This is a genomic window from Paenibacillus artemisiicola, assembly GCF_017652985.1.
Lineage (GTDB): Bacteria > Bacillota > Bacilli > Paenibacillales > Paenibacillaceae > Paenibacillus_Z > Paenibacillus_Z artemisiicola.
In genome coordinates, this window is record NZ_JAGGDJ010000047.1 from 1 (window position 1) to 13,174 (window position 13,174).

The 13,174-nt window shown below is 64.6% G+C and carries 11 protein-coding genes; 9 read left to right on the forward strand and 2 right to left on the reverse strand.

Features of this window, described 5'->3' with window-relative positions; all coding sequences use genetic code 11:
- The 5 genes from I8J29_RS28215 to I8J29_RS34030 all read left to right on the forward strand — a co-directional run.
- Window positions 1-376 (forward strand): helix-turn-helix transcriptional regulator (locus I8J29_RS28215; protein WP_208850686.1); only part of this gene is annotated, 376 nt, incomplete at its 5' end.
- Window positions 377-394: 18 nt separating this feature from the next.
- Window positions 395-3,271 (forward strand): sensor histidine kinase, encoded by a 2,877-nt coding sequence (locus I8J29_RS28220; protein ID WP_208850687.1) that lies wholly within the window; start codon window positions 395-397, stop codon window positions 3,269-3,271.
- 296 nt (window positions 3,272-3,567) lie between these two features.
- On the forward strand, window positions 3,568-5,022 hold the full coding sequence (locus tag I8J29_RS28225) for an ABC transporter substrate-binding protein (RefSeq protein ID WP_208850688.1): 1,455 nt from the start codon (window positions 3,568-3,570) through the stop codon (window positions 5,020-5,022).
- A gap of 78 nt (window positions 5,023-5,100) precedes the next feature.
- Window positions 5,101-6,000 carry a carbohydrate ABC transporter permease gene (locus I8J29_RS28230; protein ID WP_090639259.1) on the forward strand — a complete coding sequence of 300 codons (900 nt, stop codon included), beginning with the start codon at window positions 5,101-5,103 and terminating at the stop codon, window positions 5,998-6,000.
- A gap of 6 nt (window positions 6,001-6,006) precedes the next feature.
- Complete coding sequence (locus I8J29_RS34030) at window positions 6,007-6,834, forward strand: carbohydrate ABC transporter permease (RefSeq protein ID WP_208850689.1); 828 nt, start codon at window positions 6,007-6,009, stop codon at window positions 6,832-6,834.
- 323 nt (window positions 6,835-7,157) lie between these two features.
- On the opposite strand, the gene I8J29_RS28240 is transcribed toward I8J29_RS34030, so the two are convergent.
- Together I8J29_RS28240 and I8J29_RS28245 are read right to left on the reverse strand one after the other, a co-directional pair.
- Window positions 7,158-8,126, reverse strand: coding sequence for an aldo/keto reductase (locus I8J29_RS28240; protein ID WP_208850712.1), 969 nt, complete (start codon window positions 8,124-8,126; stop codon window positions 7,158-7,160).
- Between the two features lie 285 nt (window positions 8,127-8,411).
- Window positions 8,412-9,287, reverse strand: a complete 876-nt coding sequence (locus I8J29_RS28245) for an aldose epimerase family protein (protein WP_208850690.1) — start codon at window positions 9,285-9,287, stop codon at window positions 8,412-8,414.
- A 307-nt stretch (window positions 9,288-9,594) separates the two neighbouring features.
- Between I8J29_RS28245 and I8J29_RS28250 the strand changes: the two genes are divergently transcribed.
- From I8J29_RS28250 to I8J29_RS28265, 4 genes are all read left to right on the forward strand, one after another.
- Window positions 9,595-9,915 (forward strand): PadR family transcriptional regulator, encoded by a 321-nt coding sequence (locus I8J29_RS28250; protein ID WP_090639252.1) that lies wholly within the window; start codon window positions 9,595-9,597, stop codon window positions 9,913-9,915.
- Entirely contained in the window at window positions 9,912-10,466 is a 555-nt protein-coding gene (locus I8J29_RS28255; RefSeq protein WP_208850691.1) for an HAAS signaling domain-containing protein, read from the forward strand. The genes I8J29_RS28250 and I8J29_RS28255 overlap by 4 nt, the downstream gene beginning before the upstream one ends.
- The gene (locus I8J29_RS28260; RefSeq protein ID WP_208850692.1) at window positions 10,463-11,416 is read left to right on the forward strand and encodes a DUF4097 family beta strand repeat-containing protein; all 954 of its coding nucleotides are present in this window, start codon (window positions 10,463-10,465) and stop codon (window positions 11,414-11,416) included. The genes I8J29_RS28255 and I8J29_RS28260 overlap by 4 nt, the downstream gene beginning before the upstream one ends.
- Before the next feature lie 243 nt (window positions 11,417-11,659).
- A complete protein-coding gene (locus I8J29_RS28265) occupies window positions 11,660-13,111 on the forward strand; it encodes an HD-GYP domain-containing protein (RefSeq protein WP_208850693.1) in 1,452 nt (483 codons plus the stop codon).
- Window positions 13,112-13,174 lie beyond the last annotated feature (63 nt).

The window sequence follows — 13,174 nt, forward strand, 5'->3', positions numbered from 1 at the left end:
GACCCGCGAACCGTCCCGCGCCGATGGCGCGGAGGGCGGCCGGCCGGGCGAGGAGCCGGTCAGCGCGCTGCTGACGCAGGCGAAGCAGTACATCCGGGACCACTACGACCGCAGCTTGACCTTGAAGGAGGTCGCGGAGCAGGTGCACGTATCCGGCAGCCATCTGTTCGCGCTGTTCAAGAACTCCGGTCAGACGTTCCTCAGCTTCCTGACCTCGATCCGGCTGCAGCGGGCCATGGAGCTGCTGAGCGGCACGAATCTCAAGATTTACGAGATCGTCGAGCAGGTCGGCTATTCCGATCCGGCGTACTTCACGGAAGTGTTCAAGAAGCATACGGGCAGGACGCCGCATGAATACCGCAGCCGATCGCGCTAGCATCCGGGGGGAGACATCATGATCAACCGGTTCGGACCGACGCTGAAGCGCATCGTCATCCTCGCGTCGGCGCTTACCCTCGTCACGCAGCTGGCGCTTGCCTATATCGGCCTCACCTATATGGACGCCATCGACAAATCGCTGCACGAGAAGCGGACGCAGGACATGCTCTACCAGTTTCAGCAAAACGTGCTCGTCCAGCTGAACAACATCGACAACCTGATGCTCCTGCTTCAGACGCCGGAGTTCAGCGATTATTACAAGAACCTGATGCGCCTGCGGAGCGACGGCGTCGCGGAGCTCGGGATGCGGGAGCTGCAGCAGAAGTTCGACACGCTCGACCTGCCGCCGGATTCCGTGCAGGCGGTTTATTTCCTGGGCCAAAGCTTCGTCCAGCGCTCCATGGTGCAGCGGATCGGCTCCGGCTTCGTCGACCTGCCCCGGCTGGATCAGGACCGGCTGCATTATTCCAAGCTGGACCGGCTCATCCTGCCGGACCGCGAGCAGCTGACGCGGTATACGCCGGAGGATTTCGCGGGGGCGTTCCGCACGGGCAACCCGATGCTCGAGAAGAGCGACGTCAAGCAGCTGCAGTCGTTCATGGCGGCGCTGACGGGCCGGCTCGTCTTCTCGAACGGCAACGAGAACGGCGTGCTGACGATCATCGTGCTGAGCGACGACTTCTTCCGGCAGGCGATTCCGGCGCAATCGCCGGAGGGGACGTACTTCTCCGTGCTCGGCAAGGACAAGCGGCTCCTGTGGACGACGGCGCCGTCGAATCCGCTGACGGAGCCGGCTTCCGGCGCAGCCGGCAAGGGCGCCGACGCTATTGGCGCCGCCGAAAACGGTGCCGGCAAGGGCGCCGACGCGACCGACGCCGACGCGACCCGCGCTACCGCCGCGACGAACGCCGCGAGGAATCCCGCCGCGTCCGCCGCGACGAATCCCGCGGCGCCCGGCCTCGCGGACGACCCGTCCTACAACAACGCGGTGCGGCAGCTGTCGCCGTTCAACCTCAGCATCGTGTACACCGACAAGGGCGGCGCCGCGGGCGCGGTCCGGGGCGAGCGCCTGTACCAAGTGGCGGTCCTCTCGCTGGTGACGCTGCTGATCACGGTGCTGTTCGGCTGCTTGTACCTCAAGCAGGTGTTCAAGCCGTTCCGGATGATCTCCAAGCAGATCAAGAGCTTCTCGCTCAGCAGCGACTGGCTGCTGCGCTCCCTGCCGGACGACCTGATCAAGAAAGGCTTTCACGCCGTCTCCATGCGGAACAAGATCATTCTCGCGCTCATCGTCGCGGTCGGCGTGCCCGCCGTGGCGGACGGGGTGCTGTACGCCTGGCTGTCGAAGCACGACATCCGGCGCGAGATGCAGACGTCGGTCGACGTGACGGGGCGCTTCTCCGCGGTCAGCATCCATAACCGGCTGCAGTTCACGGAGACGATCCTGAAGGAGATCTCCGCCAGCCGCCAGCTGCAGGACTACGTCACGAACGATTACACGACGCCCCTCATGATGGGCGGTCTCCCGACCAATCTGCTCATGTTCCCGGGGCTGAACGACATTTCGTACTTCGTCCTGCTCGACGACAGCGGCAACTGCATCTATTCGTCCATCTTCTCGAACAACAAGAGCGCCTTCAACACGGACACGGACTACCTGGAGGACCGCGACGACCCGTACTGGATCACCAATTACAAGAACGTCTTCAACCCGCTGTCGACCGCGCTCGTGAAGCGGCTCGAGGGCTCCGGCGCGAACGGCGAAGCCACGTACCTGCTGATGGTGCCGAAGCAATCGATTTTCGAGAACCTCGATTCGGGGCTGATCAACACGTCCTACGCCATCTCCGACGCCAAAGGGCACACGATCTACGAGTCGGACGCGAACGCCGCGCTCGGGGACGCCGGCCGGTACTTCTACGCGAGCGGCATCCCGAACACGGACTGGAAGCTGAAGATCGGCTTCGTCTTCGGCGACGTGCTGGAGAAGAACCGGGAATACCAGGAGCAGTTCCTGCTATTCACGTCGATCGTGCTGCTGCTCGCCATCGCCGTCGCGGTCGCGATCGCGATCCAGCTCGTCAAGCCGATCCACCGGCTGAAGGAGACGATGCTGCGCGTCGGCGAAGGCGACCTGTCGCTGCGGCTCGAGGACGTCGACAACACCGAGATCGGCGGCATCGTGCGCAGCTACAACCGGATGATCGACCAGCTCGACCGCGTCATGCGCGAGGAGAACGAGCTGATCGCGATGAAGACGCGGGCCGAGCTCGACATGCTGCAGGCGCAGATCAATCCGCATTTTCTGTACAACACGCTGGAGGTCATCAACATGCGCAGCATGAAGACCGGCAACCTCGAGGTGAGCGCGATCGTCGGGGCGCTGGCGGACCTGTTCCGCTACAGCATCGCCAAGGGCTCGGACATCGTGGAGCTGCACAAGGAGCTGACGCATGTCGCGAACTACGTTACCATCCAGCAGATTCGCTTCGGCCACAGCTTCGAGGCGGCGTACGAGGTGCCGGACGAGCTGCGGAACCTGCCGATCGTGCGCTTCGTGCTGCAGCCGATCATCGAGAACGCGATCAAGCACGGCTTCGAAGGCTGGGAGGAGGGCGGCCTGATCGTGATCTCGGCGTCGGCGGCAGGCGGCCTGCTGCAGGTGCGGATCGCGGACAACGGCGTCGGCATGGACAAGGAGACGCTCGCGCTCGTGCGGGCCGACATGGAGCGGGAGGACGGGAAGGCGCACGGCGGGGAGAACGGCATCGGGCTGCGCAACGTGTACCGGCGCCTGAAGCTGACGTACAGGGAAGGGACGTCCATGACCATCGCCAGCGCCGAGATGCGCGGGACAACCGTCACCTTGACGGTGCCGCTGCTGACCTTGTAAGGTGCGCCGGGCACCCGTTCGCTCTCCCGCGGAGACGGCGCGATCGACAGGGATATCGACAACGTCCGGGCATGCCGGAAGTAAACGCAGCGGCTGTCCGCGGCTCCGAGAGGACCGGCGGACAGCCGCTTTCGGTTGGCCGGCGCCGGGTCGAATCCCCCGTGAAAGCCCGCCCGAACACCGTATGATTACCCCGTAAAATTGGAGGATCATCGTATACAAACGCTTTCATTTCCCATGCTATCCTTAATGCAGCAAGAAACCATCATCATAACTTCTCCGAGGGGGAAAAGAACTTGAGAAAATGGTCCATCATGCTGACGGCGGTCACGGCCGCGGCCGTCGTACTTTCGGGCTGCGGCAGCAACAACGGCGACAACGGGGGCAATGCCGCAACGAATAACGGCGGCAACGCCGCGACGACGAACGGCGGGGCGGACGGCGGCAACGCCGGCGGCAACGCGGCGGCGGGCAACGGCGGCGGCGCGAGCAGCGGCGAGGTCGTTACGATCCGCACGAACATCACGGACGGCGAGCTGTCCAAGGACCAAATCGCCGAATTCGAGAAAGCGCATCCGAACATCAAGGTCGAGATCGAAACGGTCGACGCGACCAAGCTGGCCGCGGAGCTCGCGACCGGCGACGCGCCGGACGTCATCCGCCTCTCCGGGGTGTTCGACCTGCCGAACTACGTCATCAAGGGCATCGCGCTCGACCTGACGGACCGCATGAACACGAGCGCCGTCATCAAGCAGGACGACCTGCTGCCGATCACGAACGTGTTCCGCTTCGACGGCAAGACGGTCGGCGCCGGCCCGATTTACGGCCTGCCGAAGGATTGGTCCAACGACTACGCGATCTTCTACAACAAGAAGCTGTTCGACGCCGCCGGCGTCCCGGTGCCGGATCCGACGAAGCCGCTCACGTGGCCGGAGGTCATGGACCTGGCGAAGAAGCTGACGATCAAGGACGGCGACAAAGTGAAGCAGTACGGCCTGGCCGCCAACGAATGGGGCAAGACCGAGCCGAACTTCAACAACATGCTCCAATACCTGCTGAGCGCGGGCGTCGACGTCAGCGCGGCGGACGGCGCCTCCGTCGACTTCAACCAGCCGGCGGTGAAGGACTACATCAACCTGTGGGTCGACGCGGTGAAGAACAACGTCGGACCGAACTCCGTCAACAACGACCAGACGTCGGGCGGCGACCTGTTCTTCAAGGATCAAGTCGCGATGATTATCGACGGTTACTGGTACAGCGGCGCGATCCGGAGCAACGAAACCGCGAAGACGCATCTGGCCGACTACGGCATGCTGCCGACGCCGACGGCGCCGAACGGCACGCGCGTGGCGCCGACGGGCGGCGCGACCGGCGCGATCATCAACAAAGCGTCGAAGCATCCCGACGAAGCGTGGACGTTCTTCGAATGGTTCTTCGGCGGCAAGCCGGCCGACGACCGCGCCTCGACCGGCTGGGGCCTGCCGATCTTCAAGAGCAAGATGGACCTCCTGCCGAAGGACACGGACTTCGACAAGCAAGTCAACGCGGTGCTCCAAGACGAGCTGAACTACACGAGCCAATACCTCAAAGTCAACCCGTACCTCGCGGGCGGCGGCTGGTCGATCTTCGACAAGTACGTGCAGCCCCTCTACTTCGGCAAATCGAACCTGGACGAAGCGATCGGCGGCATGACCAAGGACGCGAACGTCGCCATCCAGGAAGCGAAGGACGCCGTCGAAGCCTCGCAGTAATCCGATGCCTCGCAGTAACGCCTACCGGGGAGAGTTCCCAGCGGAACTCTCCTTTCTTCGCATAAAGGAGTGGAAAGCATGAAGGAGAAGACGAAGCGTACGATCGCGTTCTATTCGATGATCTCGCCGTGGTTCGTCGTGTTCATCATTTTCGGGCTCTACCCGATGCTGTACGGGCTGTACCTCAGCTTTACGAACTACTACGGCTTCAACATCAAGCATTTGAAATGGATGGGCCTGCAAAACTACCACAAAGCGTTCACGGATTCCGATGCCATGTATTCCCTCGGCCGGACGCTCTACGTCACGGCCTTCAACGTCCCGCTCAGCGTGGCGATCGGCCTCGGCCTCGCGCTGCTGCTGAACCGGCAGGTGCGCGGCGTCAGCGTCTACCGGACGATCTTCTATCTCCCGTCCATCGTGCCGGCGCTGGCCAGCGTCATCATGTGGAAGGTCATCTTCTCCAGCAACAACGGCATTCTGAACGGCATCTTGAAATTGATCGGACTGCCGGAAGTGAACTGGCTTGGCTACGACTATGCCACGACGTCCCTGCTCATCTTGCTTCTGTGGGGCGCAGGCGGCGGCGTGTTGATCAATCTGGCGGGGCTGAAGGGCATCCCGCGGGATCTATACGAGGCGGCTTCCATCGACGGCGCGACCCCGATCAAGCGGACGATCTACCTGACGCTGCCGCTCATGACGCCGGTGATCTTCTTCAACGTCATCATGGGCATCATCGGCTCGCTCCAAATCTACATGCAGCCGATCCTGCTGAACGGCACGGAGCTGCTCGCGCGTCCGATCCAGCCGAACTACCTGTATTTCGTGCACGCTTTCCAGCAGATCTTCGCCTTCCAGCGGTTCGCCTACGGCATGGCGCTGCTGTGGATCCTGTTCCTGGCGATTCTGGCGCTGTCGGTCATCGTCTTCACGACGAGCAAATACTGGGTTCATTACGAAACGGATCAGGAGTGATAGGACGTGAATACGCAATCGCAAAAAGGAAGCGTCCCGCTGTACGCGGCGCTGATTCTGTTCTCCGCCGTCTTCTTGTTCCCGATGTACCTGGCGGTCGTCAACGCGTTCAGCGCCTGGAATACGACGCCGGGCCTGCTGCCGGCGGGCTTTCACCCGGAAAACTTCAAGTACGCGGTAACCATGATCGACTTCTGGAAATTCGCCCGGAACTCGCTCATTCTGCTCGCGATCACGCTCTGCACCTCGACCTTCACGAGCGGGCTCGTCGGCTACGCCTTCGCGCGGATCGTCGCGCCGGGGCGCAACGCGCTGTTCATGATCGTGCTGTCGACGATGATGCTGCCGGGCATCGTGACGCAGATTCCGCAGTACATCCTGTTCCACAATTACGGCCTCCTCGATACGTTCTGGCCGTGGGTGTTCTGGGGCATCGGCGGCAATGCCTTCTACATCTTCCTGTACCGGCAGTTCTTCGCCTCGGTGCCGAAGGAGCTCGAGGAGGCGGCGCGCATCGACGGCTGCTCGATCCTGCGGACGTACTGGAACATCTTCCTGCCGATGTCGCTGCCGGTCGTGGCGACCGTCGCGATCATGAATTTCCAAGGCTCGTGGGGCGACTTCATCGGCCCGTTCATGTTCCTGAAGCAGGACCATTATCCGCTCGCGACCGCGCTCAGCACGATCAGCTACACGCAGAACGGCTCGAAGCTGGTGCTGCAGTCGGTCACGACCGCGGCGGCGCTCCTCATCCTGCTTCCCGTGCTGGTCATCTACTTCTTGGGACAGCGCTTCATCGTCGAAGGCATCGTGACGACGGGCGTGAAAGGGTAAGCCGGGCTTGAAGGCACGAGGTGCGCATCGGACAACCGGTGCGCGTCCCGTCCGCTTCCCGTCCGGCCGGCGTTCGCGGAGGACGAACGGCATGACGCCCACGCCGGCTCAAACGCGCAAAAAAGCCATCCCCGGCCGCTGCCGAGGATGGCTATTCGCGCTGCGTATCGGCGCGGAGACGGAACCCGCGCCGGCGGCTGCCGGACGGGCGCCCGCGCGGCCGTTCCGCCAGACGGAACCGCGCGATATCGCGGCTCGCCTGCCCGCCGCCGCTTCGCCGGCCTGCCGGCGCGGCGCCTAATCCAGCGGCGACCGGGGCGCCCTTACCGCCGCCCGCACAGCGCCGACAGCTCCGCGAGCTCGCGCAGCTCCTCCGCGTCCAGCGCGAACGTCATCGCGCGGACGTTCTCCTCCGCGTGACGCGGCTTGGAGGCGCCGGGGATGGCGAAGACCGTCTCGCCGTTCGCGAGGATGAGCCAGTTGAGCGCCACCTGGCTCGGCGACGCGCCGTACTTCGCGGCCAGCTCCTCGAGCCGGTCAATCAAGGGCAGCGTCCGCTGCAGGCCGGCGGCCCGGAAGCCGGGCGAGAACCGGCGCGGTCCCGAGAGGCGCTTGACCAGCCCGGGATCGCGGTGGAACTTGCCGCTCAGCAGCCCTTGCTCGAGCGGCGAATAGGCGATGATGGCGACGCCGAGCTCTTTGGCGGTCTCCAGGACGCCATTTCGTTCGATGCGCCGGTCGAGCAGGCTGTACTTGACCTGGTTGGACGTCAGGCGCAGGCCGTGCGCGCGCAGCGCCCGGTCGGCCTCGCGCATTTTCGCCGCGGAGAAGTTGCTGACGCCGACGTGCCGGATGCGTCCGGCCTTCGCCAGCTTCGCCATCTCGTTCATTTCGGCGGTCGCCGAGGAGAACGAGAACGGCTGATGCACCTGGTACAGATCGATCGGCCAGCCCTTCAGCCGGCGCTCGCGCTCGCCGATCGTGCGCGGAATGCTGCCCGCCGTCCGCAGGACCGGCCACCATTTCGTCGCGACGCGCGCGTCGCCGGGCGAGGCGCCGATCGCGTTCAGCGCGTCCGCCAGCGCCTCCTCGGAGCGTCCGCCGCCGTACACCTCGGCGGTATCGAACCAATTGATGCCGCCCGCGAGGCTGATGCGCACGATCGACGCGATGTCGGCGTCGCTTAAGGCGGGCCAGAACTTGCCGACCAGCCCGCTGCCCTTGCTGAACTGCCAGCAACCGAGGCCGAGCGGGGACAGCTCCAGATCCGAAGCCCCCATGCGCCTGCGCATCGCCGGTGCGGCCGGCCGGCCGCCATCCTGCCGGTTCCCCGGCTCCTTACGGCCGTCCTGCACGCCGGTCCCGGCCGCCTCGTTCGCCACGCTCGCTTCGTCCTGTCCGTCAACGCGGCGCGTTTCCGTTACTCCCCAGTCTTCCGCCATGTCCGATTCGCCCTCTCTCCCTATAATCAGCGATTCAAACGATTCCTCGGCCCAGGCCCGCCGACGGCAGGCCAACCGGCCCGCCTCGCGAACGAAGCCGCCCGCGGCCGCCGCGTTCGCGCGGCCGCGCCGCGCTTAACGCGCGTAGCCGATCGCGACTTCCAGCTCGAGCGTGCCGCCCGCTTCCAGCTCCGGCAGGCCGTCGCGCGTGTTCAGCGCGGCGTTCAGCGCCATCCACGGCTCCACGCAGACGAACGGCGAGCCGTTCACCTGCCACAGCACGACGTAACGGAACGCGTCGCTGTACGTCAGGACGACGGTGCCGCCGTCCGGTCCCGGGAAGGCGATCCGGCGCTGCGAAGCGTCGAGCAGGGCGACGGATTCCTTCAGGCCCGTCAACCGCACGGGGCCGTCGATCGGCTTGACGGCGTTGTCGTTGTAGTCGAGGTATTTCGTCGCGTCCGTCTCGTAGGCGAGATCCTTGTTTTCCGTGCGGAAATAAGGATGGAAGCCCGCGTAGAACGGCATGCTGCGGTCCGACAGGTTGCGGTACGTCTGGCGGATATGGAGTTCGCCGTCCCGCAGCGCGTAGGTGAACTGCAGTTCGAAGGCGAACGGGAATTCCGCCAGCGTGCTCTCGTCGCTGCGCAGCCGGACCGTCAGCGCCGCTTCGCCGTCCTCGGACGTCGACACGACGTCCCACGGGCGGTTGCGGGCGACGCCGTGGTTGCGCATCGCGTATTCGCGGCCTTCCCATTCGAATTTGCCGCCGGCGAGCTGGCCGCAGATCGGGAACAGCACGGGATTGCCGCCCCGGATATTCGCCTGCGGGTCCAGGAACGTCGCCCGGTCGAGGTAGAAGAGCTCGGTGCCGCGCAGCGCGCAGCCGATCGCGATGGCCCCGCGTTCCGGGCAGATCGTGACCGAGGAGTCCGTCTCGGCGTCCTTAAGCGTGTACAGCGGATAAGCGTCTTCGTGACGCGCGACTTCGTAGCGATGTTGGTGATTCATGCGTAATTGGCCTCCATTCATATCGGTCGGGATAAGAAAATCATACCATATCGCGCCGCCAGTTCTAAAGCGGACCGAAAGGAGGAGGCAGACCGGCTCCGAATCGGTCCCGCCGGCGCGGAATCCGCCCAATTCCGGCGCAACACCGGCCCGACTCCGCCCGGATTCCGTCATTTTCCAACCAGGTATATTGCATTGTTGAATAGCTGATGATATAGTATAGCTGTAACGCGGATAGCCGCTTCTTTTTTTGGCCGGCTATTCTGCATTGATTAATACTCAACGATAACAAATAGGGGCGCTGCGAATGAACGTGCAATTCAAGAAAGGCGTGCTCGATTTGTGCGTGCTGGCTCTGACCGCATGGGAGGACCGGTACGGCTACGAGCTGGCCGTGACGATGTCGTCGAAATTCGAGGTCGCGGTCGGCAGCGTCTATCCGCTGCTGAACCGGCTGACGCAGGAGGGCTTCTTCTCCACGTACCTCAAGGAATCGAGCGAGGGACCGCCCCGCAAGTACTACAAGCTGACGCCGCAGGGGCATTCGCATCTGATGGGGCTGATCCGCGAATGGCGGAGCTTCTCCGTCGCCGTGGACGAACTCATTAAGGAAGGTGTAGAGCGATGATCAGAGAGCAGTATTTGGGCCAGCTGCGGGAGCTGCTCGCGCCCGTGCCGGAGAAGCTCCGGCGGGAGTGGCTGTACGATTACGAAGAGCATTTCCGCGTATCGGCGGAGCACGGACGGAGCGAGGCGGACGCGGCCCGCGAGCTCGGCGATCCCCGGATCATCGCGAAGGAGCTGCTGCTGAACTACCGCGTGGACCAGGCGGACGGCAAGCGCGGCAGCATCACGCTCGTCTCGCGCGCGGTGTTCGCGGCGGTCAGCCTCGGCTTCTTCAATCTGATCTTCGTGCTGGGGCCGTTCGTCGGGCTGCTGGGCGTACTGGCCGGCATCTGGGCCGCCGCGATCGGCGTCGGGCTTTCCTCGCTCGCCGTCATGTACGAAGGGCTGTTCGGCGGCGCGTTCACGGGCATGCAGGCATCGTTCGTCGCCCTCGCCCTAATCGGGCTCGGCATGCTGCTCGGCGCCGGCGCGCACTGGCTGACCCGGGCATTCGCCAAGCTGACGTTGCAATATTTGAAATTCAATTCCAGAGTGATAAGGGTGAGAAAATGAGAAACTGGATCGTTATCGGCCTCATTTTGCTGGTCATCGGCCTGATCGGCACGTTCGGTACCTTGGGCGCGAGCGGGAATTACGCGTTCGGCACGGAGAAGGTCGAACGCGGGCAGGCGGTCGCGGCGGACGGCATTCGCGCCGTCGAGCTCAAGACGGGTAGCGTCGACGTGAAGATCGTGCCCGGCGAGGGAACGGAAGCGAAGGCGAGCCTGACGGGCCGCGCCAGCAAGAAGTACCTCGACAAGCTGGAGCTGAAGCTCGAGAAGGACGGCGACACGCTGAAGGTCGGCTTTCAGGATCATGCCGGCTTCCAATTCGGTTTCAATATCCTGAGCCTGAATCTCAAGCTCGAGCTGCCGAAGCGGACGTACGAGCGGCTGACGATGAACACCGGCAGCGGGGACATCGCCGTCGACGGCGTGCAGGTCGATACGGCCGAGCTGAAGGGCGGCTCCGGCGACGTCGACATCAGCCGGGTGCAGGCGAAGGCGGTCACCGTATCCATCGGCAGCGGGAACCTGCATTTCGAGGATGTCACGGCGGATGACGCCTTGACGGTCAAGGCGGCTTCCGGCGACGTGACCGTCAGCGGCGCGAAGGCGAAGCTGCTGAGCGTGGACGTGAAGAGCGGCGACGTGGACCTGGCCGACGCCGACGCGGAGCTGAAGGTGCAGACGGGCAGCGGCGACATTTCCGCGGAGCAGCGGACGCTGAGCCGGCCCATGAATCTCCGGACGGGCAGCGGCGACGTCGACATCATGACCGACGAGCAGCCGGCGGACGCGGAGATCGCGTACAGCAGCGGCTCGGGCGATCTCGACAACGATTGGGACGGCGCCAAGGGCTCCGCGGACGACGACGGCGTGCACCGTCTCGTGTTCGGAAGCGGGTCCGTCCGGGCGCAGGTCCATACGGGGTCGGGCGATCTCGACGTCGGCCGGCGATAACGGAGACCCTTCCGGGCTTTGCCCCGTCCTCGCGGCGGGCAAGGCCCTTTTTGCGTCTTTGGAACTACATTTTGCCCGGCGGAAAACCGATATTCTGAAGGAGGCGCCGCCGCGGGAATTCGCGGCGGCGAAGCCTCATAACGCCAACAACTTCACTCTGCCTGCGGGCTGCGCGTTCGCGAATTCAAGCCGGCTAGGCCGGACAGAGGGGACCGATTGGACAAAGGGAGAGGATTTTGGATCATGCAGGTTAAACGCACCGCCGTCATCGGCCCGATATTGGCCGCCGTTCTTCCGGTCGTCCTGTTCGAATGGTTCCGCTCGGACGCGGCGGCCGACGTCGCGCTGAAGGCGCCGCAGGGACATTTCTACTTCGTGACGGCGGTCGCGGCGCTCGCCGCGATCGTCGCGATCGCCGTCGGCATCGCGGGCCACCGGCTCCGCAACATCAAGGTCGGCTTCATGGCGCTCGGCTATTTGTCGCTGGCGGGCATCTTCCTCCTGCACGGCCTGACGACGCCGGGCTTCGTCATCCATACCGGCAACCTGCCGGCCATGTTCGCCCAGCTCAGCATCCTGCTGACGTCCTTGTGGCTGTGCCTGTCGGCGGTGTCCTCCGATCATTGGCTCATCCGGCGGCTGTCCGGATGGCGCGAATGGCTCATCCCCGTTTGGCTGCTCTTGCTGGGAGGGCTGGCGGCCTTCACGCTGCGGATGCCGCACGACATGACCATGATCCCGCTCGGCGGCGACGGGCCGTACAAGTGGGCGGCCGTGACGCTGACCTGCGCGGCCTGCCTGTGGACGATGTACCGCTACTGGCAATCGTACCGGCATGCCGGCTTCCCGCTGCAGCGGGCGATCGTCTACAGCGTCAGCCTCATCCTCGCGGCGCAGTACATCATCGTGGCCGGGACGATGTGGCGGCTCAGCTGGTGGCTGTACCATCTGCTCCTGCTCGCGTCCATGCTGGTCATGCTCGTCGGGCTGATCCGGCAGTATTTCTCCCAAGGCTCCTTCAGCTCGTCGCTGCGCGTGCTGTTCCAGGCCGATCCGCGCGCCTGGCTCGAGGCGTGCAAGACGCCGAGCGTGAAGGCGCTCATCATGGCGACGGAGGCGCGGGACGCCTACACGGCGGGGCACAACAACCGCGTCGCGCTCTACGCGCTGCGGCTCGGCGAGGAGATGCAGCTCTCGAAGGACAAGCTGCGCGCCATCGCGCAGGGCGGCGTCGTCCACGACGTCGGCAAGCTGCGGGTCCCGGACGCCGTCCTGAACAAGGCCGGCAAGCTGACGGCGGAAGAGCGGCTCGTCATCGAGCGGCATCCCGTCTCGGGCTACGACATGTGCAAGCAGCTCGGCTTCCTGGCCGACGAGCTGTCCGTGATCCGTTCCCACCACGAGAAATGGGACGGCACCGGCTATCCCGACCGGCTGAAGGGCGAGGAAATCCCGCTGCTCGCGCGCATTACCGCCGTGGCGGACGTCTACGACGCCCTGACGTCGTCCCGTTCGTACCGGCAGGCGATGTCGCACGAGGAGGCGATGGCCATCATCGCCGGGGGGAGCGGCGTCCATTTCTGCCCGGCCTGCGTGAAGGTATGGCAGCGGCTGGCGGCGGAGGACGCCGGTTTTTTCGCCGAGATCGCCGCCAGCAGCCGCACGCTGCGCCTCGTGCGCAAGGAAGCGCGGTAAGGGGTATTTAACCGTGCGCTGCTGTGGCGCACTTCCCCGTTCCTCCGGCGCTACTGCAACGCA

Bases quoted from the DNA above. Each gene is read 5' to 3' on its own strand.
- I8J29_RS28260 (WP_208850692.1), top strand. From the start codon at position 10,463: ATGAGAAACTGGATCGTTATCGGCCTCATTTTGCTGGTCATCGGCCTG.
- I8J29_RS28220 (WP_208850687.1), top strand. From the start codon at position 395: ATGATCAACCGGTTCGGACCGACGCTGAAGCGCATCGTCATCCTCGCG.
- I8J29_RS28230 (WP_090639259.1), top strand. From the start codon at position 5,101: ATGAAGGAGAAGACGAAGCGTACGATCGCGTTCTATTCGATGATCTCG.
- I8J29_RS28255 (WP_208850691.1), top strand. From the start codon at position 9,912: ATGATCAGAGAGCAGTATTTGGGCCAGCTGCGGGAGCTGCTCGCGCCC.
- I8J29_RS28245 (WP_208850690.1), bottom strand. From the start codon at position 9,287: ATGAATCACCAACATCGCTACGAAGTCGCGCGTCACGAAGACGCTTAT.
- I8J29_RS28250 (WP_090639252.1), top strand. From the start codon at position 9,595: ATGAACGTGCAATTCAAGAAAGGCGTGCTCGATTTGTGCGTGCTGGCT.
- I8J29_RS28240 (WP_208850712.1), bottom strand. From the start codon at position 8,126: ATGCGCAGGCGCATGGGGGCTTCGGATCTGGAGCTGTCCCCGCTCGGC.
- I8J29_RS28265 (WP_208850693.1), top strand. From the start codon at position 11,660: ATGCAGGTTAAACGCACCGCCGTCATCGGCCCGATATTGGCCGCCGTT.